Raw genomic sequence first — 1,257 nt, forward strand, 5'->3', positions numbered from 1 at the left:
GGTTGCGTCCACGGGAGTGGTGTACGACTTGCCCTTGATGGGCGTGTTGCGTAGATGAGAGACGGCCATCGCGTCGATCCTTCAAGACGACCAAGTCAAAGAAGGAAGAGAGAACGCGATGGCCGCATCAGAGAGTGTGAACCCTGTTGACCTGCTGCGCGAGCAGATCGAGGGCGCGTCGCCGGACGTGTTGCAGGCGATGATCAAGACGTTCGCGCAGGCGGTGATGTCCGCGGAAGCGGACGCGATTTGTGGCGCCGGCTATGGGCAGCGCAGCGACGAGCGGGTCAACTCCCGCAACGGTTATCGGCCGAGAGAGTGGGACACCAGGGCGGGCACGATCGACCTGGCCATCTCGAAGCTGCGGCAAGGCAGCTACTTTCCGGACTGGTTGCTGACGCATCGTCGTCGGGCCGAACAGGCGTTGGTCTGCGTGGTGGCCACGAGTTACCTGCTCGGGGTGTCGACCCGCCGGGTGGAGAAGTTGGTGGAGCAACTCGGCGTCAAGCAGTTGTCGAAGTCGCAGGTGTCGGAGATGGCCGCGCACCTCGACGTTCAGGTCGAGGCGTTTCGTAACCGGCCGCTGGACGCCGCGCATTACCCGTTCGTGTGGATGGACGCGTTGACGATGAAGGTCCGCGAGCATGGGCGGACGGTCAACGTCCACGCGCTTGTCGCGGTGGGCGTCAACGCGGACGGCCAACGTGAAGTTCTCGGCATGGATGTCGCCTCGGATGAGGACGGCGCCGGCTGGTTGGCGTTCCTGCGGTCGTTGACCGCCCGCGGCCTGTCCGGCGTTCAACTGGTCATCTCGGATGCCCACCGCGGTCTTGTTGGCGCGATCGGCGCTGCCCTGCCCGGCGCGGCCTGGCAACGCTGCCGCACCCACTACCTGCGCAACCTGCTCACGAAGGTCCCGAAGTCGGCCCAGCCATGGATCGCCACCCTTGTTCGGACGATCTTCGACCAGCCCGACGCCGACGCTGTCCGAGCCCAGTTCGACCGCGTCGTCGCCACGATCGAGGCGAAGTTCCCGGCCGCGGCCGAGCACCTCGACGCCGCCCGCGACGACCTCCTGGCCTTCACCAGCTTCCCGCGTGAGATCTAGCGCCAGATCTGGTCGAACAATCCACAGGAACGGCTGAACAAAGAGATCCGCCGCCGCACCGACGTCGTCGGGATCTTCCCGAACCGGGCGGCGATCATCCGCCTCGTCGGCGCCGTCCTCGCCGAACAGACCGACGAATGGACCGAAGG

General features: G+C 65.7%; 1 pseudogene. It reads left to right on the forward strand.

Annotation, left to right across the window (positions count from 1 at the left end):
• Window positions 1-118 precede the first annotated feature (118 nt).
• Window positions 119-1,257 (forward strand): annotated as a pseudogene (locus ACLQ25_RS32625) (IS256 family transposase); the annotation flags it as partial.

Source organism: Micromonospora sp. DT44, assembly GCF_049841635.1.
GTDB lineage: Bacteria > Actinomycetota > Actinomycetes > Mycobacteriales > Micromonosporaceae > Micromonospora.